The sequence below is a fragment of the Pseudochrobactrum sp. AO18b genome, assembly GCF_000409565.1.
Lineage (GTDB): Bacteria > Pseudomonadota > Alphaproteobacteria > Rhizobiales > Rhizobiaceae > Pseudochrobactrum > Pseudochrobactrum saccharolyticum.
In genome coordinates this window covers 1-24,452 of record NZ_ANNO01000391.1, presented here as the reverse complement: position 1 = coordinate 24,452, position 24,452 = coordinate 1, and the positions used below count along the sequence as shown (strand labels likewise).

Below are 24,452 nucleotides of genomic sequence, written 5' to 3'. Positions count from 1 at the left end.
CAAACCCGCCCGCCGTATGGGCATCCGCACGGTTGCCGTTTTTTCAGATGCTGATGCGCAGGCGCGGCATGTGCGGCTGGCGGATGAGGCCGTTTATATCGGGGCTGCGCCGCCTCAGGAATCTTATCTTAACAGCGAAAAAAATATCGCTGCGGCGCAAGCCACCGGCGCACAGGCCATTCACCCCGGCTATGGCTTTCTTTCGGAAAATGAAGCTTTTTGCCTTGCCTGTGCGCAGGCCGGAATTGTCTTTATTGGTCCGCCGGTTGAAGCCATTCGGGTCATGGGTTTGAAGTCACAGGCGAAAAGGCTGATGGGTGCAGCGGGCATTCCGCTGATCCCCGGTTATCACGGGGAAGATCAGACGCCTGAAAAGCTACAGCGGGAGGCCGATGCAATCGGCTATCCTGTCCTCATCAAAGCATCGGCAGGCGGTGGCGGCAAAGGCATGCGGCTTGTTGAAAGGCCTGAGGAATTTACGCAAAACCTGTTTGCCTGTCAGCGTGAGGCGCAGTCGGCTTTCGGCGACGATCATGTGCTGATCGAGCACTATATTACCCGTCCGCGCCATGTTGAAATTCAGATATTTGGCGACAGTCACGGCAATTATGTTTCGCTGTTTGAGCGGGATTGCTCGGTGCAGCGCAGACACCAGAAGATCGTTGAGGAAGCACCGGCACCGCATTTTTCTGCACAGCAACGCCGCATCATGGGCGAAGTTGCCACAGAGGCCGCACGTGCAGTGCATTATACGGGTGCGGGAACGGTTGAATTTATCGTTGCGCCTGACGGCCAGTTTTATTTCATGGAGATGAATACCCGTCTTCAGGTGGAACATCCGGTGACGGAAATGATAACCGGTCTTGATCTTGTGGAGTGGCAGTTGCGCGTTGCAAATGGTGAAAAATTGCCCGTTACGCAGCAAGATTTGTCTCACTCCGGTCATGCCATAGAGGCGCGTATCTATGCGGAAGATCCGTCAGCCGGATTTCTGCCGTCAACGGGCAAGCTTGTGCATTTTCATAGGCCTGAGGAAAGTGCTCATGTGCGGGTTGATGCGGGTGTTGAGGAGGGGGATGCGATCAGCCGGTTTTATGATCCGATGATCGCCAAGCTGATTGTCTGGGATGAAACGCGAGACAAAGCCCTGCGCCGCATGGAACGTGCACTGGCCGATATGCAGGTTGCGGGCATTACCAGCAATATTGAGTTTCTGTCGCGTCTCGTGACTTGCCGTTCTTTTGTGCAGGCTGATCTTGATACGGGATTGATTGAGCGTGAGACTGCAGCGCTCTTTCCAGAAGCGCAGGAACCACCCGCTGAAGTGTTTCTGTTGGCGACGCTGGCGCAATTGCTGCATGAGGCCGATGCGGCTCCGCTCACTTCTTTCTTACAACGGCGCGACGGTTTCCGGCTCAATACGCAGGTCAAACGTGATCTGAATTTCCGCTATGGTGCGGTAACACACACTGTCGCTGTGACCTATCTGGGCACGGAATACCGGTTGCAGACAGGCTCGCTTGATGTTGTTGCCTCCGGCCTCCAAGACAAAGATAAACGGATCACTGCCGAGATTGACGGGCTGCGTAAAACATTCACGGTAGTCAGATCAGGCAATTTCATCCACCTTTTTACAGGCGGACAAGGATGGAAGCCGGAATGGTTGGATCCGCTGGATGTGTCGTCGGAACATACAACTGCCCATGACGGGCTCGTGGCGCCCATGCCCGGCAGTATTACCGCCTTGCTGGTGGAGCAGGGGCAGCAGGTTGCAAAAGGCACGCCGCTTCTGATCGTTGAGGCCATGAAAATGGAATTCAAAATAACCGCACCGAGTGCGGGCTATGTGAAAACCTTTCGCTGCACTGTGGGCGATCAGGTCAATGAAGGCACAGAACTGGCGGATTTTGAGCTAGCAGACGGAGAGGCAAAGGAGCAGCTTGCGCTGACCTCAAAGGAGGAATGAAAGTGACAGAAAAACTGAGCTTGGTGAAAGGCGCGACGGAATATCCGCTGATAGAAGCCACAATCGGCCAGTTTTTCGATGAAACCTGTTTGCGATATCCGGATGTTGATGCCCTGATCTCAGTGCATCAGAATATACGGCTGACCTATGCCGAACTCCGTCAACAAGTGGATGCTCTGGCCTGCGGCTTGTTGCGCCTTGGCCTGACAAAAGGCGATCGGGTTGCGATCCTGTCACCCAATAATGCCGAATGGGTTTTAACGCAATTTGCCACGGCAAAAGCGGGTCTGATCCTCGTCAATATCAATCCGGCTTATCGTCTGACCGAGCTTGCTTTTGCACTCAGCAAGGTGGCATGCAGTGCGATTATCCTGTCCCCTCGTTTTAAAAGCAGCGATTATATCGCGATGCTCTGCGAGTTGGCACCGGAAATCCCTGTTTCAGACCCGTATAATCTGCGGATTGAGCGTTTCCCGCAATTGCGATGGGTTATACGCCTCGACACAAACAAAACATCCGGCATGATTAATTTCGACGATCTGCTTGTTGCGCCGGAAATGGTCGAGCTGGGCACATTGCAGCAGATTGGTGTGGGGCTGAATGCGCATGACCCCATCAATATTCAGTTTACCTCAGGCACAACCGGCTCGCCGAAAGGGGCGACACTCACACATCGCAATATTCTCAATAATGGACGGTTTGTCGGCGATGCAATCCGCTTAAAAAGCCGTGACAGGCTGTGCATTCCCGTGCCGCTCTATCATTGTTTCGGGATGGTGATGGGTAATCTCGGATGCCTCACACATGGCGCGGCGATTGTCTATCCGGCGGAGTCTTTTGAACCTTTAGCCGTGCTGAAGGCCGTGCAGAATGAGCATTGCTGCGCATTATATGGTGTGCCGACCATGTTCATCAGCATCCTCGATCATCCTGACTTTGCAAAATTCGATGTTTCAAGCCTGCGCACCGGTATCATGGCGGGCAGTCCATGTCCGGTTGAGGTGATGAAGCGGGTAATCGAGCATCTGCATATGAAGCAGATCACAATCGCCTATGGCATGACGGAGACATCGCCGGTGTCGTTTCAAAGCAGTGTGGATGACAGTCTTGAGCGCCGTGTTTCAACGACTGGCAGGGTTCAGCCGCATTGCGAAGTGAAGATCATTGATAGCGGCGGAACGATTGTGCCGCGAGGAGTATCGGGAGAACTCTGTACGCGCGGTTATCTGGTTATGCATAGCTATTGGGACGATCAGCGCCAGACTGATGAGGCCGTGGATCAGGGTGGCTGGATGCATAGTGGCGACCTCGCAACCATTGATGATGAGGGCTATTGCAATATTGTCGGGCGGATAAAGGATATTATTATCCGTGGCGGCGAGAATATTTATCCCCGTGAGGTTGAGGAATTTCTGTTTCGCCATCCTGCAATCAGGGATGTTCAGATTGTGGGTGTTCCCGATCATAAATATGGTGAAGTGGTTTGCGCATGGATTATTTTGCGTGCAGATACCGAACTGACGGCAGAGGACATCCGCACCTTCTGCGAGGGGCAGATCGCGCATTATAAAATCCCGCATCATGTTAAATTCGTTGATCAGTTTCCGATGACGGTGACAGGTAAGATACAAAAATACATTATCCGCGAGCGGATGATGCAAGAATTGGGACTCGAGGAAAGCAGAACAGCGTAAGCTGACGGGAGATCACAATGGGAGAGCGTGTCAGAATTGTTGAGGTCGGTCCGCGCGATGGTCTGCAAAATGAGAAGCAGATCATTGATACAGGTATCAAGCTTGAATTGATCGAGCGTCTCGTTGCGGCAGGCTTGCGCAATATTGAGGTGACAGCTTTCGTATCTCCGAAATGGATACCGCAAATGGCGGATCAGGCGGCGGTTATGAGCGGACTGAAAACCCATGCCGATGTTTCCTATTCGGTGCTCACGCCTAATCTGCAAGGCTTTGAGGCAGCTGTGGCTGCAGGCGCAAAGGAGGTTGCCGTTTTTGCTGCAGCTTCGGAGTCTTTTAGCCGGAAAAACATCAATGCCAGTATCGCGCAATCGCTGGAACGTTTCGCGCCGGTAACAGAACAGGCTCTGAAAATGGGACTAAAAATACGCGGCTATGTCTCCTGTGTGCTGGGCTGTCCCTATGAGGGGGATATTGACCCGCAAGTGGTCGCGCGCATCTCCAAAGAAATGATCGATATGGGCTGTTATGAAATCAGTCTGGGCGACACGATAGGTGTCGGCGTGCCGGATGGTGTTAAGCGGCTGATCGAAAGTGTCGGTGCGCAGGTTCCAGTTACCGTGCTTGCCGGACATTTTCACGACACTTATGGCATGGGCGTGGCTAATGTCGTGGCGGCCTATGCCTTGGGCGTAAGAACTTTCGATGCCTCGGTCGCAGGGCTGGGCGGCTGCCCCTATGCGGCGGGCGCTACGGGCAATGTCGCGACAGAAGATCTGGTTTGGTTGTTTAACCGGACGGGTGTGGAAACCGGTATCGACCTGAAACAACTGGTGGATTGCGCCGTTTGGATCAGCGCTCAGCTTGGCCGCTCGCCATCCTCACGGGTTGCACAGGCAATCAGCCGTCAATCTTCTGCAGGAGCGGCGTGATGCAGTGCTAATTCCGCAACCAGTCCGGCAGGTAAGATAGTTCTGTGAGCTTCAGAAATGATGCGATGCGTTCCAGTTCGGTCTGTAAGGCTGCAATGCGGTTTTTACCCATTTTGATGTTTTGTTCCGGCCAAAATGCAGTAATGACGAGCTTTTTATCCTCCCGCTTCGCATCAATACGGCCAATAAGCCTGTCACCCTGCATAACCGGAAATACATAATAGCCATATTGGCGTTTCGGTGCCGGTACAAATATTTCGATACGATAATAGAACCCGAATAATTTTTCAGCCCGTGCCCGATCACGCAGGGCAGGGTCAAAAGGTGATAAAACCCGCACACGTGATGACGGTTCCGGCAAGTCAGACACGGAATTCAGGAGTGCTTGTGTGGAGTAGCAACGCCGCAGAGAACCGTCAGCCATTTCAACATCAAGCTCGACGAGACGACCTGCAGCTTTGGCTTCAATGCACCATTGTTTTGCCTCTTCGCGTGTTGCAATGTCAAAGAATGCAGCAAGTTCACCATGCGTTGCAAAGCCCAGACGATCCATTGATGCGGACATTGCCCAGTCAATTATCTCAGCTTCATGCATTTGCGAGCGTTGAAACGGTTCCGGTATGACCCGCTCCGTCAGATCGTAAAACTTGCGAAAACCTTCGCGGTGGCTGATTGCCAGCCGCCCTGAGCGCCACAAAAATTCCAAAGCGGTTTTTGAAGGATGCCAGTTCCACCAGCCACCGGATGAGGCAGGTGTGTCGCCACGGACATCGGAGGAGGTGGTTGGCCCGTGCTTTTCGACATGGCTCAATATTTCTTCAAACTGCGAAGCCCAGCCGTCCCGTCGCCAGCTTGACCATCTTTGCTTCATACGGGCTTCGTCACGGGCAAATTTCAAGCGCCACATCGGGAAAAACTGCATGGGAATGATTGCAGCATCATGGGTCCAATGTTCAAATGCATTGCGCTCAGAGGCAATCAGCTTGTTGAGCGCTTCGGGCTGATAGCGACTGCGGCGCGACCACAGAATAAAATCATGCGCCCGCGCAAGTGTATTCACACTGTCGACCTGCACAAAGCCGAGATCAGTTAAAACACCGGACAGATCTGCACCTTTGCCTGATCCGGTTTCTCGACATAAAAGCTGATGCCGGTGAAGAAAAAGACGGCGCGCATCACGGTTGTTTAATAATGCGTCAGGCATTGGTGATCCTGTTCACGGAAGATATTTGCAATTTTTAACATGACATGTGCAGTTATTCCATGATGTCTTTTTCCGCGAAATATATTCAGCATTTCAGAATTTCAGGCTGAAACAAATTATGTGCCCGTACTCGCAGTGATTTCCGCGATATTCTCTTGTCTTAAACCTCTGGTGCATTAAATTATTGACGGATAAAGAGCTATTTCACCATTTTCGCTGCTATCAAACATTAAACTGAAGATGACACATGCAGGAACAGACAGCTGAATTTATTCAAAATACCAATGCCCTTGCCATCCAGATTTCCAATCTCGTTTTAAGTTACTCGCTTTCAACAATCGGCGCGATTATCATTCTCAGTGTTGGCTGGATTATCGCAGGGATTTTGCAGCGTTGGACGCGGCAATCCCTTTCCAAATTCAAAGGCTTCGACCAGACGCTCGTTGTGTTTTTCAGCGCATCTGTTCGCTATGGCATTCTGGTTGTCGTTCTGGTGATGGTGCTGGGGCAGTTCGGTATCCAGACTGCTTCAATTCTCGCTGCATTGGGTGCGGTTGGCCTGGCTATCGGTCTGGCATTGCAAGGCACATTACAGAATATTGCTGCCGGTATTATGCTGCTGGTTTTGCGCCCTTTCAAAGTCGGTGAATATATTAATGCGGGCGCGATTGCCGGTACTGTTCAGGAAATCGGACTGTTTTCGACAGAGCTGAAAACCTATGACGGGTTGTTCGTTATGGCACCCAATTCGGTTCTCTGGAATACGCCGGTTACTAATTTCACCCGCCATAAAGCCCGTATGCATGATTTTAAAGTCGGGATTGGTTATGAGGATGATGTGCAAAAAGCCTTCACTATTCTCAAAACCATTATTTCCGAACAAAAAGGCGTGCTGAAAACACCGGAGCCGATTTATTTTGTCTCCCAGCTGGCAGACAGTTCTGTGGTTATCAGTTGTCGTTACTGGATTGAAGCGCCGAATTATTTCACGGTCAGCAATACGACAACGGAACGGGTAAAATCCGCATTCAGTGATGAGGGCATTAACATTCCTTATCCGCAGGTCACTTATCATCGTTCCGAGGTGACGAGTTAATTTTGTTGTTTATACGTGTTTGAAGGATGTGCGGGCGATCAAAATTTTGTCCGCACATTACTCTATTCAATTTAGCTCGTTCTAATTAGTGGCGGCTCATCTGTTGACATATCCGGTTGAGGCTCTTATTTCTGAATTTCGCAGATGGAAAACCGCGATCTGCTGATTTTTTCCCGTTTTTATGAGTGCCGGGGCGTGCCGGCTCACAAGTCAGATTTTCAGGATGTGTCCCCGTTAAACGGATACATTTAACGCTTTGTGGCATGCGCATCCGAGAATCCAGAACGAGCAGAGTGGGCGCAGTGAATGCGACATATTCTGCTCAGGAGCTGTCTATGTTCGTGCTTAAACCGCTTAAGCGGCGTATTGTCTATGTCGGTACTTTTGAACTTATTGCGATTGCCGCTTCAACTTTGCTGCTGATGTTTTTGAGCGGCGGTGATGCGCAGGGCTCTCTGCCGGTTGCTGTTGCCGTTTCTCTCATCGCTGTGACGTGGAATTACACATTTAATCTCATGTTTGAGAAATGGGAGGCACGCCGTCAGTCAACCGGACGCAGTGTCTGGGTACGTATTGCCCATGCTTTCATATTTGAGTTCGGCCTGTTCGTGATTATCATTCCGATTTATATGGTCTGGTATTCTGTCGGCTTCTGGAAAGCCTTTCAGATGGAAGCAGTGCTTTTGCTGTTCTTCCTGATTTATACATTTGTTTTTACGTATATTTTTGACATGATCTTTACGCTGCCGCAGGCAATGGTTGCCGCTGAATAATTCAGCCATTCTCAGGGCTGGGCTTGATGACCGGTCGTTTCAAGAACCGATATTCTGAAATATAAAGGTTCTAACGGCCGTTCCTCACCCCGCAAAATGGTTTTGACATAAGCGGGTTCCCACCAGTTCGCACCGGCTGCCAGCAGTTCATGTGCGTGATAATACAGGCTGTCTTTGCTCAGGGATTTGGGTATTTCCTCAAAATGACCGGAAATAACCAGACAGCGCCAGTTATTGGAGCCATGAACATCTGAGAAGCTGACGCATACATTGCGGTTGGCTCTCATGAGCTCCATTTTCTTCCCCTCGGAAGTCAGGGAATAGAGATAACCGTTGCTATGTATGAAACGGAGCGGCACTACATAGGGCTTGTCTTCAACCGAACAGGCCAGATAGCCGATGCCTACATGGCGCAGCATTTCCTCAACTTCCGGACGGGGCATGTCATGGATTAACATCGTGACCTCCGTGAATGTGCGGGTATAATTCAATATAGCACATCCGGAAGTTTACGGCTCAGATTTTATTCCTCCTGACGGCGCGTGGAAGTGCGGTTTCGCTCATATTTCCTCTGAAGCGGGAAGGGCGGAAGCCATGCTTCACGGCGAATAGTCCATAATTCATAGGTTGGTATGAATTGGTTCGGCTCATCAAGTGAGCCCAGATTTATTTCAATTTCGTCATCCGATCGCCCGAAGACCGTTGAGCCGCATTGCGGGCAAAAATAGCGCTCCGCATAGCTGCGGGTATCACCGCTGATCGTGACGGCCTCCTGTGGGAATATTGCTGATGCATGGAAAAGAGCGCCGTGATGTTTGCGACAATCAAGGCAGTGGCAAATACCAACCCGATAGGGCTTTCCCGTAGCGGAAAACCGCAGATTTCCGCAAAGACACCCGCCTGTAAACGTCTCCATGGTTTTTCTCCTTTGAGATAGGCAAGTCATTATTCCGTTTAAGCTCTGCAAAAAGCAAGAACAGAGGGGCTGAGAGGTGTGATTGTGGGTTTTTGTCAGGTATTTGTCGAGACTTGAAGAGGTCTCAAAGTGGAGCGCAAATATCTCTTGTGCTTCCCTTCTGCCAGCCATATCTGATTGTTCTGCAACGTGATTGCAGTATGTTTGAGATAAAAGCGGGGTATCAGGATGACAGTTACTTTTTCGCCGGATGCCGGCGGGCGTAAGCCGGCTGTACACGGAACAGTTTATCAGTTCCGACTGGTATCACTCATGGTGCGAATGCATGGCATCGCATCCATAGGATCGCTTTTATATGCAAAAATTAGAGCAAAAGGCCTATCCGGCCGCTCAGGCCATTCTGGCTGAACTTTCTTCAATTCATGTCACTATCGCTTCCGTTCTGGACGGATCAATCGACGGGGAAGTCTGGGCGGACAGTCCGGTAAACCCTAAGCTTGTCATCGTCATCAATGGAGACGGGTATTTTCTGGCCGGAAATCCGGATATTTCGCAACAAACTGCGAATGATATCAGGGATATCATTCCGGATTGGGCTTATCTGTTTGCCGAGGAATGCTGGTTTCCGCATTTCACCAAAATCTGGGGCAATCAGTTTGTCGTGCCGCATCCCCGTATCCGTATGGGATATGTTGCAGGCAATGCGCTGCCGGAACCTTATCTGCCATCAGCAGAGTTTGAAATCGTTCCGATTAATCAGGAACTCTTTAGCCGCAATCCGGAAAACATTGAGTTGCTGGAGGAGAAGGCGGAAGGATGGGGTTCTGCGGACGCCTTCTTTGAAAATGCAGTCGGCTTCTGCGCATTACATCAGGGAGCAATGGTAAGCCATTGCCTGACGGATAGTGTTTCTGGCACGCGCTGCGAAATTGGTGTGGACACAGATCCTGCTTTCCGGCGTATGGGGCTGGGACGTGCTGTGTCTTCTGCAACTCTTGCGGAATGCATCAGACGGGGCATTCACGGTATCGAATGGCACAGTCATGCTTCGAACAAAGGATCGCTGGCCATTGGTAAAGCTGTCGGACTGACAGAGCTTGATCACCATATGGCCTATAGTTGCAGCCTTCCTGCTGAAAATATAGGTGATCTGACCGATGAAACCTGTCTGAATCTTGCTTTGCATTTTGAAAAGGCAAGTCAGGAGATCAACTGGTGTCATTTCCACGCTGCCGGCGCGCGTGCGCTCTCAGGGGACAGGGAGAATGCGCTTAAGAATATCCGCCTGCTGATCGAGAGTGATTGGGAGGGAGAGGCTGAATGGCTTGAAAGATTCTGGGCGCTTCAGTCACTGAGCGGTGATCCAGATTTTCACGCCTTGCTCAGACGCAAACGCGAAACGGAAGCCAGCTAAAACCTGAAACTTTGACGCATCGAAAGATGCGTCAAAGCACCTGATTGGAGCCAGCAACGGGCATGGGGGCTGATGAGACAATGCGGAGGATGACTGTATAGGCCAGCGGGAGAACTCGTGCCAAATTACGGGCAGATGAAGAAGTAAAAGTCAGTTGCATTGCTTCAGTTGAAGCAAATCTATTGTTGCTGTAAAATGTATATATGAGGATGCATTTTTCGGGGGAAGACGATGCAACAAACTCAGGAACATCAGTACTTCAATATCCGGCCGTCTTTTATTGCACTCATATTGGCGAGTGCAATTGCCATTCTTATATTTTTTCATTCTGTTGTTATGGTGTGCTGGTATACCAAAGCCTGTGGGGTGGCGATGGACCCGATTAACCGCTTTGGCCATATGTTCGACCTCAACCGGGAAATGAACATACCAACCTGGTTTTCCGTGATCCAGTTATTTGTGACAGCTTGTAGCTTGGCGCTGGCCGCATGGGTTCAACGATTACGCTCACGCTCTGCAATCGCATGGTGGGGGTTGGCAGTGATATTCTTTTATATGTCGCTTGATGAGGCAACTGATCTGCATGGTTTGTGGCGGATAGATGGTTATGTAGTTCCCGGTACAACTCAGGCACTTTTTTCGTGGATCATTCCGGCTGTTTTTGTCGTGCTTATCATTGCTCTGATTTACATCCGGTGGCTGATTACACTGCCACGACGCACAACAATATTGTTCTTTGTAGCCGGTGCTGTTTTTGTGACCGGCGCCTTGATTTTCGAAGGGATCGGCGCTGTTCTGGCCGATGAAACCTTTTTCACCCCGTCCTATCTCATTGTTTCGACGATGGAAGAAACATTGGAGCTATTTGGCGTTCTAATTATGCTTTATGCGGTGCTTGATTATCTTCAGGGACAGGGACTTAAAATTGCACTTGTGCCTGAGTCATCCAGCTGAAAATGCAGAGATTAGGTGGCGGAAATCCATGTGCCAAGCGGAGGTGATGTTCATCTGTGCGGCAGCCGGATTAAACGGTATTTTTTCACGTGCTTGATTTTTATGGCGCACCCGACAGGATTCGAACCTGTGACCTCTGCCTTCGGAGGGCAGCACTCTATCCAGCTGAGCTACGGGTGCGCAGTTGCTTTTGATATAAAGCAAAGCCGTTCTAACCCAAGCGATCTTTCGTATCAATGGGGTATAAGAGGATTATTGGCAGATTATTTGTATAAGGTTGTGGAAGTGATTATGGGTTATAAGTTGTCGGGAGCACAAAGGTTTAATGAGACAATCTCATTCTGAGTGCTCGCTTGCTTCGCTAGCGCTTGTTGCGACTCCAAGAATAGCGCCTAGATGCAAATCATCACTGACACGCATCCAATCTTGATATCCCGTTGAACTTCTTCCTTTAACTAGCGCAGAAGCAGGTGAAGGTTTGGAAAATGGAATATCGCGAGATAACTCTAGATATTCCCCTCGCTGAATAAGGCCGCCGTCGGCTATTAATTGTTCACGTAGTTTCCTTACATTGGACGGTAAACTATCGGTAGCCTTAGTGTTTATTTTTGAACCAGACTTCAGCGTGTAAGCGCCATCTTCATAACGCAAAAACGCGCGATCATTGGTTCTTTTCGGGAGAGTTGCATAAAGATCAAGCGATAATGTTTCGGATACTTCACTCTGTTTCGATGGAGTTGGTGAAGTTGCAATACGCTCTTGAACTGAAAATAAATCGTAGCGAAGTGCCTCGAGAACATAAATCATGTTGCCGAGATACGTTTGCATCGTTGCGACATCTGCGCGTGGCAAATTTGAGCCGGTTGGCTTGTTAGAATTCGCAACAAGCTCTTTGCCATTATTTCCTTTTAAAATGCCCCATAGTTTCTCTTCCAACCATTTTACATGGGCACGTGTTAGATTATCATCTTTGCTCGTGAAGATCAGAAATGTATCAAACTCAATAGGAAACTTGCTACTCGTGTAGCGCTGGGAGAAATCATCACTTTCCCCAACATATATTTCGGGCAAATCGTCATCCGCACCGGATTTGATCAGCAAATAAACGCAAGAGCGACTAAGAACTTCGTCCTCAAGCGCTCTCTTGAAGAATTCAGGCTGTCCAGTGATGGCAACACCAGTCCAGTTGTCCAGCTCAACTGTTCTTAAGCTGCGTGGATCTTGCCCCGTAATGAAGATTTTAACCACGCGCCCGAATGCTTCAGTATCACTCATGTCACTCGACTCTGCTTCCCCACAGTCGAATAGCTTCTTTAACATGACGTGATGGCGTAGTGTTAAACTTGATTCGAAATAGCAGTTGGAAATTGAAGCATGCTCACAGGTGAAATTCGCTCAAAAGTTGATCAGGTCTGGAATGCTTTCTGGGCGGGTGGGATTGCCAATCCTCTCGAAGTGATTGAGCAGATCACCTATCTTCTATTTATGCGCGGATTGGATGACATCCAGACGCGTGGAGAAAACAAAGCCAACATGCTAGGGCGCCCGATTGAACGGATGATCTTCCCCGAAGGCGTTTACCGCACGATCCGCGACGAAGACACCGGCGAGATTACTGATGAGATCACCTATACCATGCTGCGTTGGTCTCGTTTCAAGAACAATGACTCTGCACGCATGTTCTTTATCGTCTCAGAAAGTGTTTTCCCGTTTCTGCGCGACATGGCGGAAAAAGGCACTGCCCATGCGGAGCATATGAAAGGTGCACGCTTTACGATCCCAACACCCGGTCTGCTTTCAAAAGTTGTCGATATGCTGGCAGAGATTCCGCTGGAAGATCGCGACACCAAGGGTGATCTTTATGAATATATGCTCGGCAAGATCGCAGCCGCTGGTCAGAACGGTCAGTTTCGCACGCCGCGTCACATCATCAAGCTGATGGTGGAACTGACCAAGCCAACGCCGCAGGATGTTATCTGCGATCCGGCGAGCGGCACTTGCGGCTTTCTGGTGGCCGCTGGCGAATATCTGCGCGAACATCATAAAGGCCTGTTCCGCGATACTACGCTCAACAAGCACTTCCATGACGGCATGTTCCATGGTTATGATTTTGATCAGACCATGCTGCGCATTGGCTCGATGAATATGCAACTACATGGGGTTGAGGGAGCCGATATCCGCTATCGGGATTCGCTTTCGTCCAGTCATACAGACGATGAAGACAAATATTCGTTGATCCTCGCCAACCCGCCTTTTGCTGGCACGCTCGATTATGAGACAACTGCGAGCGATCTGCTGGCAATCGTCAAAACCAAGAAGACCGAGCTTTTGTTCATGGCGCTGTTTTTAAAGCTCATGAAGCCCGGTGGCCGTGCGGCGGTAATTGTGCCCGATGGCGTGCTGTTTGGCTCATCCACGGCGCATAAGGCAATCCGCAAGATGCTGGTTGAAAAACATAAGCTTGATGCGATTGTGAAACTGCCGTCCGGTGTGTTCAAGCCCTATGCGGGAGTTTCCACGGCCATCGTCTTTTTCACCAAGACCAATTCGGGCGGCACGGATCATGTATGGTTCTATGATGTGCAGGCCGATGGCATGAGCCTTGACGATAAGCGCCAGATGCTGGTGACGGAGGAAAAATTCGGCCCTGTGCCGAAAGAGGCACTGAGCGACGACGAACATGCAAAAAACAACCTGCCGGATGTGGTTGCTCGCTGGGCTGAGCGCAATGGCACAGAGCGCGACAACCCGCGCACGGCGCAAAGCTTTACTGTGAGCGCCAAGGAAATCGCCGCCGCTGATTACGATCTGTCGATCAACCGCTATAAGGAAGTGGTGCATGAAGCCGCAGAGCACCAGCCACCGAAAGAGATTATTGCCGAGCTCCTGAAGCTGGAGGACGAGATTGCGAAAGGGCTGAAAGAGCTGGAGGCAATGCTGCCATGAGTTTTGTGAAGCTTGGCGAATTAGTTTCAATCCAAACGGGAAAGCTTGACGCAAACGCAGCCTCTTTTGATGGCCAGTATCCATTTTTTACGTGCGCACGCGAACCATTGCGTATTTCCAGTTGGTCATATGACATGGACGCAGTTCTAGTTGCAGGGAATGGAGATCTAAATGTTAAGCATTACGTCGGAAAGTTCGACGCATATCAACGAACGTATATTTTATATCCGAAAAACAAACATGCCTTAGAAACGCGCTACCTGTATCATTTTATGGAAAAATACCTAGATAAGCTTCGATACCAGAGTATTGGTGGGGTAATAAAGTATATCAAGCTTGGTATGATAACTGAGGTGTTGATCCCCCTCCCGCACATCGACGAACAGAAGCGGATTGCGGCGATATTGGATAAGGCCGATCAACTGCGCCAGAAGCGCCGTCAGGCTATAGCTCTGCTCGATAGCCTCACACAATCGATCTTTCTGAAGATGTTCGGGGATCCGGTGAGCAATCCGATGCGACTGCCAGCCTTTAAACTTGCCGATGTAGCTGATTTCTTCGCTGGCAACTCTTTGCCTGAAGGCATTGAGTTTCAGGGGCAAGATAGCGGATATCTGCTATTAAAGGTCTCTGACTTAAATCGTCCTGAAAATACTGATCGCGTGAAAATCGCGGCATCGTTTTCAGAGAAGCCTGGCTCCCGCGCCGGCACCGCTCCAGAAGGCGCGATCGTATTTCCCAAACGAGGCGGAGCTATAGCTACAAATAAGAAAAGAACATTGGGCCGGTCGGCGATTCTTGACCCAAATCTCATGGGTGTCGCACCGAATGCTAAGCATATGAATTCAATATTTCTTGCTGCATGGTTCAGGTTCTTGGACTTGGCATCGATCTCCTCTGGAAGCTCGGTTCCTCAGTTGAACAAACAAGATCTGGCTCCTCTAGTAATAAATGTTCCCTCATTGCAGCAACAAGAGGAATATGGGATGCGTATAGAGGATGTGTCTCGGCTTTCTTCCCACGCAGCAAAATCCCTAGACGGAGCTCAGATGCTTTTCTCCTCCCTTCAACATCGCGCTTTCTCTGGTCAACTCTGAGGTGTCATGTCAAACTTCGCCTTTCTCGCAGCCGAATTTCCTGAAATCTTCGACAGCGCCAAGCGGGCGGAGACATTGGCGGAAGGAGATCCGCGTGCGGCGGCGTTTTATGCCCGGCGCACGGTGGAACTTGCCGTGCAATGGGCTTTTAAACATGATCCGAGCTTAAACTTTCCCTATCAGAGCAATATTTCAGCGCTGATCCACGAGCCGAGCTTTCGCAACCTTGCCGGTGAAGCGGTGTTTGCCAAAGCGCGCGTCATCATCAAGATCGGCAATCAGGCGGTTCATGAAAGCCGCGATACAAAGCCAAATGAAGCTGCCAATGCCGTGCGCGAGCTGTTTCATCTATGCTTCTGGCTGGCGCGCACCTATGCGCGCAAAGGCGTGCCTGCCGACGATCTCGCTTTTGATCCCGTGCAACTTAACCGCAAATCCGATGTGGTAAAACGCGCCTTCACCGAACTCACCCGCATGAAGGGTGAGATGGAGGCGCGCGACAAAGTCTTTGAAACCATGCTGCGGGACAAGGCTGATCTTGATGCCGAGTTGCAGCGTCTTCGTGCTGAAATCGCAGTCGCCAAGCGCGAAAATGAGGCAAGACCGGATCATCACGATTATTCGGAAGCTGAAACGCGTGATCTCTATATCGATCTGCTGCTGAAAGAGGCCGGTTGGAATCTCGACAGTCCACGCGACCGCGAATTTGCGGTTGAAGGCATGCCGAATAATGAAGGCAAGGGTTTTGTTGATTATGTGCTGTGGGGTGACGATGGCAAGCCGCTGGCATTGATCGAAGCCAAGCGCACCAAACGCGATCCACGTGCCGGTCAACAGCAGGCCAAGCTTTATGCCGATTGTCTGGAACAGCAATTCGGTCAGCGGCCAGTCATTTTCACATCAAACGGCTATGAACATTGGATGTGGGACGACAGCCTGTATCCGCAGCGTGCTGTTTCTGGCTTTTATAAGAAAGATGAGTTGGCGCTGCTGATCCAGCGCAGAACAAGCCGCAAACCAATTGCCGGACTGCCTATCAACAAGCAAATTGCTGGCCGTTACTACCAGACCCGTGCGATCTCGCGCGTTGCTGATACATTTGAGACGAATAAACAGCGCAAAGCTCTGCTGGTGATGGCAACCGGTTCTGGCAAAACCAGAACAGTGATCGCGCTTGTTGATCTTCTGATGCGTGCCGGTTGGGTTAAGCGCGTGCTGTTTCTGGCCGACCGTGTGGCATTGGTGAACCAGTCAGTGCGCGCGTTCAAGCAACAATTGCCGGATGCTTCCCCCGTTAATCTGGTCACCGAGAAAAACGGCGAAGGTCGCGTTTTCATCTCCACCTATCCGACCATGCTGAACTTGATCAATGAACGCCAATCAGGGCAGACCCGCTTTAGTCCCGGACATTTTGATCTTGTTATTGTCGATGAAGCGCATCGGTCGATCTATCAGCGCTATCGTGCCATTTTTGATTATTTCGACAGCCTTCTTGTCGGCCTGACCGCGACGCCAAAAGAAGAGATCGACCGCAATACCTATGGTCTGTTTGACCTTGAGGACGGCGTTCCCACCGATGCCTACTCGCTCGACAAGGCGGTTGAGGACGAATATCTCGTGCCGCCGCATTCTGTCTCCGTGCCCTTGCGGTTTCAGCGCGAAGGCATTCGCTACGATGATCTTTCCGACGATGAAAAAGAGCAGTGGGACATGCTCGAATGGGATGATGACGAAGAGGCAACCCTACCCGACAGTGTGAATGCTGAAGCCATTAACAAGTGGCTGTTTAATGCTGACACGGTCGATAAGGTGCTGGCGCATGTGATGACCGAGGGGTTGAAGGTTGCCGGTGGTGATCGCTTGGGCAAAACGATTATCTTCGCCAAGAACCAAGCCCACGCAGAGTTTATTGAACAACGCTTCAATCTTGCATATCCGCATCTTGCAGGTCATTTCGCCCGTGTTATCACCTTCAAGACTGAATATGCACAAAGTCTGATTGACGATTTTTCCAAGAAGGATGGCAATCCGCATATCGCTATTTCCGTCGATATGCTTGATACGGGCATCGACGTGCCGGAAGTTGTCAATCTTGTTCTGTTCAAACTGATCCGCTCCAAGACGAAGTTCTGGCAGATTATCGGACGCGGCACGCGGTTGTGTCCTGATCTTTTCGGCCCCAATGAGGATAAGGAATTCTTCCGTGTCTTCGACTATTGCCAGAACCTTGAATTTTTCCAGCAGAATCCGCAGACGGATGATGGTCGCAACGCCAAAAGTCTGAATGAACGGCTGTTCGCTGCGCGTTTTGATCTCGTTCGCGCGTTGGATGAAAAACAGCGACTGAATGTAACCGGCATGGCTGAGCCGGATCAGGAAGGTTATGACACTGGTGACGGCAAGCCATTAGACGAACAGACGATCCGCAACGATGCGTTGAACGCATTGCGCAGCTATGTCACGGCTATGAATCTCGACAATTTCATTGTGCGGAATAAACGTCGCGCCGTCGAGAAATACAAATCCGCAGATGCGTGGCAGGATTTGACTGACGCGGTGCGCGAGGAATTGCTGGATGAAGTTGCACCGTTACCAAGTGAGGTGAAGGGTGAGCCGGAAGAAGCAAAACGCTTTGACTTGCTGATTTTCGGTCTGGAGCTGGCGCTTTTAAAAGGATCGAAGAGTTTTGACAGGTTGAAAAAGCAGCTCATAGAGATCGCTTCAGCTCTGGATGAACAAACAGCTATTCCGATTATTGCAGCGCAGCATGCGCTCATCCTCGACATTCTGTCTGACCCGTGGTGGGAAGGGCTTACAGTGCCAGTGCTTGAGTTGGTGCGGCTCAGGCTTCGCGGCCTCGTTCAACATATCGAAAAGGGTAAGCGCAAGATCGTCTATACCAATTTTGAGGATGAACTGGGACTAGGCGCGGTGATAGACCTGCCAGAAATCGGCGTGGTCGATTTCGCTCGATTCAAACGCAAAGCGCGGCACTTTCTTCGAGAGCATGAAGATCACATTGCTATCGCGAAGTTGCGGCATGGTAAACCGCTGACGCCGATTGACATTGAAGAGCTGCAAACCATGCTGCTTTCTGCTGGTATCGCTGATGCCAAGCATTTAGAGAAAGCAACGGAAGTCGCACATGGCTTTGGTGCATTTGTCCGCTCGCTCGTCGGCCTTGACCGTGCAGCTGTGGCAGAAGCGTTTTCGAGCTTTGTGTCTGATAGCCGTGCTACAGCGGATCAGATTGAGTTCGTTGATATGGTGATTGAGCACCTGACCGAAAAAGGCACCATGGATCCTGCGCTGCTCTATGAAAGTCCGTTCATTGATGTAGCTCCAGAGGGTCCACAACAGGTCTTTGATTTCGACAGAACCAAAAAGCTGGTTGATGTGATTACAGGACTGAATAAGAGCGCAACTGTCTGAAATAAATCCAGTGCTTTTATGCCTTTAATTGTGTTTTAGGCATGCAAACGTAATGGCAATACTAATAAGTAGGAATGAATAGAGTAATGCGCGTATATCGTCTCGATCCTAAGACCGGAAGCAAACAATACCCAATAATTCAAGATGGTTGTTTTGTTCTCGCCAACCCTGAGCATGGTGGTGAAAAACACCACGCAAAGAATAAGGTTTTGGTTCGCACTGAACAAGAAATGATTGACCTGATTAGGCTTGGTTACCTAGTGCGCGTTGGAACTGATGCTGCCCCATCTCTAGTTAGTCGGAACATATTTATAGATGGCGAACAGGTTACGTGATTATCAAATGCGAAAATGTTTCGTTTTTCGGATGCTTTATCGATCAGCAATAAAGCCCGCAATTGTGAAAGCGGGCTTTATGAATTCAAACGATGAAATTTCAGCTTACAAATCGATTGCTTCTGAGAGTTTTTCTTCAACCTCATCAATAAATTCTACAGCTGATTGCAAGGTGCTAATGATTTCTTGCGCTGCTTCACCTTTGCTACTGTCTTGTAAACCTTGGGGCATATTTTCAAAAGCCTCTTCTTGTTCGCCACTAATTTCTTCAATTGCTTCTCGCAAAGAAGGGAGGAAGCCTGCAATTTCTTGCATTCGATTTCGACGATCCGCTTTCATATTAGAAGGTGATTTTAGAGCTTTACTGAATTCAGCCTGTAAAAGCTCGCCAAAATTAGGCAATTTAAAACCATCGTAAGATTCAATCTGGCGTTTAAGTGAAGAAAATAAATTGTCAGAAATAATTTTAGCTAACTCTTTTGCTGCCTTTTGATCCATTTTAGGTGGCTCAATATTATGTTTTTTAGCGGTTTTTGTTTTCGCTTTGGCGATTTGTTGCTCAATGTCTTTTACAGTCGGAACGACACCGCTTTTTACTTGTTTGGCAATTTTTTCTGTTAGATCAGTTGGTGTGCTCTTCGCTGCCAATTTGTAGATGGCAGTGGGTGGTAGAATTACAATGGCCTCATGCTTGTTAGCCAGTTCTGCGGCATTCATCATATTCTGAGCAGTTCGGATGGTCATATCAAATTCGGTTTCAACCCATCTGCTGAATTCACCATGAGCAAGCTGAGCTTTTATACTAAGCAAATCACGACCAATTTCGAGATAGGATGCTTGTGCCTTTTTCAGGTTTGCGCGAATACGCTTGGCAGCATCTTGAGCTTGTTTTCTTGCGGCATCTTCGGAGATGTTTGTGTAATCAAAAAGGGTCGTTGTGACAGGTGCCGGTGCTTTGACTGCTGGTGTAATATCCATATTTACTAAAATGGCATCCAGCTCTTTAATATTATGCGAGCCTTCAATTGCGAAATCATTTCGTTTTTCGCTGTGGTTGGTAGTGAGCATGTGCATGTCCTTTCGTTAACAGTAAGGACTATTCATCTGTCACAGAAAAACAGGGATTTCGCATGGATTTTTGCGGTTTTTTAATAACTAAATAAAAACAACAAGTTATGGTCATTAATTTGTTGTGAAAATTTGACGATCACCTTTATGAAATGCGAATCACTGGTTTTGATACGTGCAAGGTGATTGAATTTTCGAACTTAGCTAGCAGCCGTAACAACACAAAATAACGGTCGCCTCTAACGCTGTATATTATGAAACGTCACTTTTAGGTGTCTCTACGATAACACGAAGCCGCCCATACCATTGATCCATTTCTGCGATTACCTGCTGCAGAGAACTTGGATCGACACCGTTGCTTCCACTGTCCCAAAAATATATTTCCTGAACAGGAAATGCTAAATCACTGGTGTATAGCTTCAACGAGAGTTTTGAGATTTTGCTTTCATGACGTTTAGAGCCGGATAATCCGCCAAGCAATAATCCTGCTGAACCTAATAAAATGCCGCCCACGGCAGCACCAGCTATTTGGCTGCCTCTATTGGTTTTAGTGACGCTCATATCATCTTTGATGACTTCAACCGCAATTAGTTCATCAAAGTTATAAACAATAGGTTCGAGGGACATGGACATAGTTTTGATCGCGTTCAACACGACCGCAATTCTCTTACGGTTACGGTCAAGAGCAATTGCGTTATCACAAATGCTGGACTTGAAAATTAGGTCAGCGGAAAAATTCTCTATGCCTTGAAGTCGCTGATCAATGTAATTTTCTTTGCTTTTGCTGAAGGACGACATCAGCCATACGATACCACCTATGATGACCGCGGCGATAAAGAATGAGAATAGAAGCGCGTCCATTTTATCTCCAGATGTGCAAGCAAAGTGCTGCACAAAAGGGAACCCTTCTCCTACTGCTTGAATAGCTATTTTCTAATGACCGGAAGTCTTTGATTTTTATAGGCAGGCTTAAACGGTCAACAAATAAACCCAAGCCGCACGAAAGGGTTCCTTTTCGTCAAGAGGGGAATGGGTATCTTCATCTCGGAATAGCTGAATATTTCTCGCTAGTTATCCGGAATGAGTAAGATGAAGAAAATAGGATATGCTCGTGTTTCAACCAGTGACCAAAATCTAGATCTGCAGCTCAGCGCATTGAAGGCCGCAGGATGTGCTAGGGTTTATACCGATCAGGGCGTGTCCGGTGCTGAATTTGAACGGGATGGCCTCAGCAAGGCGCTAAAAGCGTTACAAGCCGGAGATATGCTGGTTGTATGGCGGTTAGATCGTCTTGGTCGGTCATTGGTTGATCTGGTTCGTTTGATATCAGAATTGGGCGAGCGTGAGGTGGAGTTCCATTCGTTAAGTGAAGCCATCGATACGTCCTCGTCTGGTGGACGGTTGTTATTTCATTTGCTTGCTGCTATGGCGGAGTTTGAACGGTCATTGATCAGCGAGCGCACCAAAGCCGGAATGGAAGCCGCCCGTGCACGTGGGCAAAGGATCGGGCGTAAGCCTGCTATGACAGCTACACAGCTCCGGAATGCCCGTATTGCTCTTAAGGATGGTTCAGCTTCTGTGGATGCACTAGCCGAGCGCTATAATTTGCATCCGCGCACGCTTGTTCGAGCACTGAAGTATGTTGCGTAACAGGATGCTGTTATTTGACTTGTAGCGGCTTGCTGGCTCATTCCTTTGTGCGGCTTGATAAAGGTGCTGTCCGGAAGGTTGTGCGTGCAGGTGCGTCTCTATGGCGTTTTCGGTCAATGTGTAGTTTGAGCCAACGATATTAAACGACCAGCGCGCCAGCATAATTCACACGCTTGAAGTGTTGGACTGAAGCCATCCTATTCATTCCAGAGTGTCCCTCAAGCATAGAAAGGGCAAGCTTGCGACCGAGAGCGCCTCTGGTTGAGTCCTATCGAGTCACTGGCGCGCTTGACGGTGTGTTTCGCTGAATAAGTTGCTCCAGAAGAGTTTGCTTATTGGCGGCGCTCTAAATGATTTTAGTGAGGTGCGCATATAGTTTTGTTTCAGTGTATTGAAAAAATATCTCTGCTCTATAAAAGCGATGAAAATTATGCAGAGCCGGAGAATAGTAATGGGAAACGATTTGGAACTTGTTGCGCCAACGATCCCGTTAATCACTAAAAAATCAAACAAAATATTGGGTGATTTAAATTATGAGTTTATCGACCTTACGAATACTCAAAAACGCTTGTTCGGCCGTAAAGCTTTAAAGCCTCAAATCGATATTAATGATTATACGACACGGGCGGTGATTGACTGGATCGATATTCGAGTCTTGCTGAACCGAAACACTCAGTTTCGATGGTTACAGCGAGACATCAAAAACATCCTTGGTAAAAAAGTCCAGATAACGAATTCTCTTACTCAACCTAACGATCCGGATGATTTATTTGATATTCGTTTCCAAGAGCCAGAGATTGAAACACTTCGGAAGATATTCAGCGAGATCAAAACTCGATACGGGTTAGATATGGATCCTGTCGTTGCCGGTATGGAGATCAGTATCGATTTTTATCCTAAGACTGCTAGCGATCTGGAACGCGCTAAAATGGTGCGTGTTTTGAGTAATCACATGTTGGTTGAGACGGATATGATTTCTGATCACAGAGATAGACCAAGAGCTGTATGGGGGACAAAGAAAGGTAGCTATCAAAAAATTCTCGCTGGTAATACTGACTTTAGTGAAGGCGCTAATAGAGAGCTTTTGATAGCAACGGATTGGGACCATCCGCCTTATGCAGATGCTACCGTTGTAATTGGTGCCAAAGAAGCGGACGTGCGTTGGCGTATTATGGATAAAGTAATTGATACGCAAAATAGAGATGCCGGAACGTATGAAGAGTTGACTGAAAAAGATCGGCGTGCACGAATTGAGGTAACGCTAAATCAGACTGAAATGCAAAAGTTAGGTGTTCAGCATTTTGATGCGCTGAAAGAATTCAACTTTAGCAGCTTACAAGGAAAGTATTTTCGGTTCTTCTTGCCTACCTTCTCCGGAAGAGCGGTTCATAAAACTGTATGGCGTGAAGCTATAACAGTAGCGCGTGACAGATACCGGATGATTAAGTTTCGTAGCAGCGGTGGCGTAGGTTTGCAGGCTATGGATCAAGCAAGAGCGGAAACGCAAAATATTATACGAAAGCAAACTTTGACAGCTATGCATAATAGTGGGTTGAAGCTGCCATTACGGAAGAGAGTAGCTACCGGCTCGTCTCAAACCTTCGTTGCTTATAGGGAGTTGAATGAACGCGTGCTGATAGCTTTAAGAAACCTAGGCAAACGTGTGCATAAAGGTTTCCTGTAATTGGCGCGCGGGACTTTTTTCATAGCTAATGTGTTGATAGATATAAGGGGGTATCTGTGTATATGATGAATAATAGCCCGTTATATAAGTTATTAGGATCAATTGGCTCTAAATTCTCGTAAAGCGCACTGTTCTGGGCTTTACCAATGCATGTTCGCACGTGGGATGCCCTTTATTGAGTCAGAAAAACTTGTAAAAAGCATCTTTAGCAAAAACGAAATTGTTTCGTTTATCTTCATGTGGATGCCTCAATAAGCCTCGCCACTCAATATGTATATATCCGGATAAGTCATTCATATAAGCTTTAGAACAATTCACTCAAAAACGGGAAAGATGCGCAAATCTGTAAACTTACGGACAAGGTAGCGACAACATTCTTCTTATTTGACATAAGAAGGTCATGGCCTGTAACCGTGCCACTTTATAAAGCTTAAGCCCGCTTTTGAGTTACTTTTCCACCTCTAAGTTTACACAATGGAAAGATGCATTGTGATCTAGGAGCGGTGGTTACGTTTCCGGATTGCTATGGCGCCAGAAACCATCCCCTAAAATAAATCCGGATTTTTCTAGGACTTCGTTAAATCCTCTGATCGTTTGAAAACGAACGAGATAGATTGATCTACTCTAAACGTGAAACGAGGCTGTCAGCACTCAGATGTGTGTAGCGCTTGAGCATGGATAGCTCCTTATGTCCGGAAATGCTGCTAACTTTTATGTTGTTTAATCCAAGTTCAAAGAGCCGACTCACAGCTTTGTGACATAGATCATGAAGCTTAAGAAATATACCGGTGCGATTTAGAATGTGCTTATATAATTGTTTAAAGGCAGTGCCTGAAGCCTATGTAATTTAATGCTTTCAAAGATAATAATGTCAAATTTTCCATCGGTCAGTTCATTAGCGATTTGTCAGGTTGGCTCTCAGTTATTGCTTTGCCTGTATCGGTCAATATAGTGCTACATCAAAGTTACTTGCTTAGGCATCTGCCAACAATATAAAAATCAATCGAGTATTTTACTCGAGGAGTTAATTGTAAAATGAAAAATAGTATTTCTCTTCACGTTCTTTGTCGTTCTGGAGTCCCTTATCCACGTGGTATATCGAAAAGTGCACAAGGTGAGTTAGAGTCAATTTCTTGGCGGTTTAATGAAGCGTGGAATGATGATTTAATTGGAAAATATTTTTGTATTCATGACAAAAAAGCTGAGAATGAATAGCCCCTAGATTTGTAGACACCTTGTGACTTAAAAAAGAGGCAAGGAGCTTACGATGGGTAAAGCTAATTTCACCGACGAA

General features: G+C 48.3%; 20 protein-coding genes, 1 tRNA gene and 1 pseudogene. 14 read left to right on the top strand and 8 right to left on the bottom strand.

Features of this window, described 5'->3' with window-relative positions:
- The 3 genes from A918_RS20630 to A918_RS0114850 form a co-directional block, all read left to right on the top strand.
- Positions 1-1,966 (top strand): biotin carboxylase N-terminal domain-containing protein (locus A918_RS20630; RefSeq protein ID WP_051139064.1); only part of this gene is annotated, 1,966 nt, incomplete at its 5' end.
- Positions 1,963-3,660 (top strand): AMP-binding protein, encoded by a 1,698-nt coding sequence (locus A918_RS0114855; protein ID WP_022711825.1) that lies wholly within the window; start codon positions 1,963-1,965, stop codon positions 3,658-3,660. The genes A918_RS20630 and A918_RS0114855, both read left to right, overlap by 4 nt.
- A 17-nt stretch (positions 3,661-3,677) precedes the next feature.
- Positions 3,678-4,589: a hydroxymethylglutaryl-CoA lyase gene (locus tag A918_RS0114850; protein WP_022711824.1), complete on the top strand. Its 912-nt coding sequence runs from the start codon at positions 3,678-3,680 to the stop codon at positions 4,587-4,589.
- 7 nt (positions 4,590-4,596) lie between these two features.
- Here the strand turns inward: A918_RS0114850 and A918_RS0114845 are convergent, their stop codons facing one another.
- Positions 4,597-5,793 carry a winged helix-turn-helix domain-containing protein gene (locus A918_RS0114845; protein ID WP_022711823.1) on the bottom strand — a complete coding sequence of 399 codons (1,197 nt, stop codon included), beginning with the start codon at positions 5,791-5,793 and terminating at the stop codon, positions 4,597-4,599.
- A gap of 247 nt (positions 5,794-6,040) precedes the next feature.
- Here A918_RS0114845 and A918_RS0114840 point away from each other — a divergent pair, with 247 nt between their 5' ends.
- Complete coding sequence (locus tag A918_RS0114840) at positions 6,041-6,889, top strand: mechanosensitive ion channel family protein (protein WP_022711822.1); 849 nt, start codon at positions 6,041-6,043, stop codon at positions 6,887-6,889.
- Positions 6,890-7,224: 335 nt separating this feature from the next.
- Positions 7,225-7,662 (top strand): PACE efflux transporter, encoded by a 438-nt coding sequence (locus A918_RS0114835; protein ID WP_022711821.1) that lies wholly within the window; start codon positions 7,225-7,227, stop codon positions 7,660-7,662.
- Positions 7,663-7,673: 11 nt separating this feature from the next.
- Here the strand turns inward: A918_RS0114835 and A918_RS0114830 are convergent, their stop codons facing one another.
- Positions 7,674-8,120 (bottom strand): pyridoxamine 5'-phosphate oxidase family protein, encoded by a 447-nt coding sequence (locus A918_RS0114830; RefSeq protein ID WP_028233851.1) that lies wholly within the window; start codon positions 8,118-8,120, stop codon positions 7,674-7,676.
- Between the two features lie 65 nt (positions 8,121-8,185).
- Entirely contained in the window at positions 8,186-8,578 is a 393-nt protein-coding gene (locus A918_RS21585) for a GFA family protein (RefSeq protein WP_084664851.1), read from the bottom strand.
- Between the two features lie 355 nt (positions 8,579-8,933).
- On the opposite strand from A918_RS21585, the gene A918_RS0114825 reads away from it, so the two are divergent.
- Positions 8,934-9,992, top strand: a complete 1,059-nt coding sequence (locus A918_RS0114825; RefSeq protein ID WP_022711819.1) for a GNAT family N-acetyltransferase — start codon at positions 8,934-8,936, stop codon at positions 9,990-9,992.
- Between the two features lie 231 nt (positions 9,993-10,223).
- On the top strand, positions 10,224-10,946 hold the full coding sequence (locus tag A918_RS0114820; RefSeq protein ID WP_022711818.1) for a hypothetical protein: 723 nt from the start codon (positions 10,224-10,226) through the stop codon (positions 10,944-10,946).
- A 103-nt stretch (positions 10,947-11,049) separates the two neighbouring features.
- Here A918_RS0114820 and A918_RS0114815 read toward each other — a convergent pair.
- Together A918_RS0114815 and A918_RS0114810 are read right to left on the bottom strand one after the other, a co-directional pair.
- A tRNA-Arg gene (locus A918_RS0114815) sits at positions 11,050-11,126 on the bottom strand.
- A 156-nt stretch (positions 11,127-11,282) separates the two neighbouring features.
- Complete coding sequence (locus A918_RS0114810) at positions 11,283-12,221, bottom strand: DUF4357 domain-containing protein (protein WP_028233850.1); 939 nt, start codon at positions 12,219-12,221, stop codon at positions 11,283-11,285.
- A gap of 99 nt (positions 12,222-12,320) precedes the next feature.
- Between A918_RS0114810 and A918_RS0114805 the strand changes: the two genes are divergently transcribed.
- The 4 genes from A918_RS0114805 to A918_RS20620 all read left to right on the top strand — a co-directional run bounded on the left by A918_RS0114805 (position 12,321) and on the right by A918_RS20620 (position 18,756).
- A complete protein-coding gene (locus A918_RS0114805) occupies positions 12,321-13,892 on the top strand; it encodes a class I SAM-dependent DNA methyltransferase (protein WP_022711816.1) in 1,572 nt (523 codons plus the stop codon).
- Positions 13,889-14,989, top strand: coding sequence for a restriction endonuclease subunit S (locus tag A918_RS21385; RefSeq protein WP_022711815.1), 1,101 nt, complete (start codon positions 13,889-13,891; stop codon positions 14,987-14,989). The genes A918_RS0114805 and A918_RS21385 overlap by 4 nt, the downstream gene beginning before the upstream one ends.
- A 6-nt stretch (positions 14,990-14,995) precedes the next feature.
- Positions 14,996-18,421 (top strand): DEAD/DEAH box helicase family protein, encoded by a 3,426-nt coding sequence (locus tag A918_RS0114795; protein WP_022711814.1) that lies wholly within the window; start codon positions 14,996-14,998, stop codon positions 18,419-18,421.
- An 86-nt stretch (positions 18,422-18,507) separates the two neighbouring features.
- Positions 18,508-18,756, top strand: coding sequence for a hypothetical protein (locus A918_RS20620; RefSeq protein WP_022711813.1), 249 nt, complete (start codon positions 18,508-18,510; stop codon positions 18,754-18,756).
- A gap of 105 nt (positions 18,757-18,861) precedes the next feature.
- On the opposite strand, the gene A918_RS20615 is transcribed toward A918_RS20620, so the two are convergent.
- Together A918_RS20615 and A918_RS21380 are read right to left on the bottom strand one after the other, a co-directional pair.
- Positions 18,862-19,824 (bottom strand): DUF3102 domain-containing protein, encoded by a 963-nt coding sequence (locus tag A918_RS20615; RefSeq protein WP_022711812.1) that lies wholly within the window; start codon positions 19,822-19,824, stop codon positions 18,862-18,864.
- Positions 19,825-20,076: 252 nt separating this feature from the next.
- A complete protein-coding gene (locus A918_RS21380) occupies positions 20,077-20,685 on the bottom strand; it encodes a hypothetical protein (protein ID WP_022711811.1) in 609 nt (202 codons plus the stop codon).
- Between the two features lie 228 nt (positions 20,686-20,913).
- Here A918_RS21380 and A918_RS0114775 point away from each other — a divergent pair, with 228 nt between their 5' ends.
- On the top strand, positions 20,914-21,474 hold the full coding sequence (locus A918_RS0114775; protein ID WP_022711810.1) for a recombinase family protein: 561 nt from the start codon (positions 20,914-20,916) through the stop codon (positions 21,472-21,474).
- Positions 21,475-21,925: 451 nt separating this feature from the next.
- Positions 21,926-23,158 (top strand): hypothetical protein, encoded by a 1,233-nt coding sequence (locus A918_RS0114770; protein ID WP_022711809.1) that lies wholly within the window; start codon positions 21,926-21,928, stop codon positions 23,156-23,158.
- Positions 23,159-23,777: 619 nt separating this feature from the next.
- Here A918_RS0114770 and A918_RS21580 read toward each other — a convergent pair.
- Positions 23,778-23,987 (bottom strand): annotated as a pseudogene (locus tag A918_RS21580) (tyrosine-type recombinase/integrase); the annotation flags it as partial.
- Positions 23,988-24,193: 206 nt separating this feature from the next.
- Here A918_RS21580 and A918_RS21860 point away from each other — a divergent pair.
- Positions 24,194-24,373, top strand: a complete 180-nt coding sequence (locus tag A918_RS21860) for a hypothetical protein (protein ID WP_156831455.1) — start codon at positions 24,194-24,196, stop codon at positions 24,371-24,373.
- Positions 24,374-24,452 lie beyond the last annotated feature (79 nt).